The sequence below is a fragment of the Chryseobacterium sp. BGARF1 genome (assembly GCF_001677955.1).
Taxonomy (GTDB): Bacteria; Bacteroidota; Bacteroidia; order Flavobacteriales; family Weeksellaceae; genus Chryseobacterium.
Genome location: NZ_LELA01000179.1, coordinates 1 through 333 on the forward strand (window position 1 = coordinate 1; position 333 = coordinate 333).

Annotated in this window: 1 pseudogene; it reads left to right on the top strand. The window is 44.7% G+C overall.

The features are described from left to right. A pseudogene (locus AB671_RS21290) lies at window positions 1-333 on the top strand (PKD domain-containing protein); the annotation flags it as partial.

The following is a 333-nucleotide window of genomic DNA, read 5'->3' on the forward strand; positions in this document are numbered from 1 at the left end:
CTAATATTGCATGTAACGGAGGTTCAACAGGAGCTATCAATTTAACACCTACTGGTGGAACAGCACCATATACTTTCAACTGGGGAGGAGGAATCACCACAGAAGACCGTACCGGATTAGCAGCTGGAACGTATACAGTAACGATTACTGATGCTAATGGATGTACAAGAACAGTAAGTGCTACAGTAACTCAGCCAACAGCGATGAGTGCTACTACTTCTCAGACTAATATCTCATGTAATGGCGGAACTAACGGAACAGCAAGTATTGTTGTAACAGGAGGAACAGCACCTTACACGTATTCATGGTCACCAAGCGGTGGAACAGCAGCGA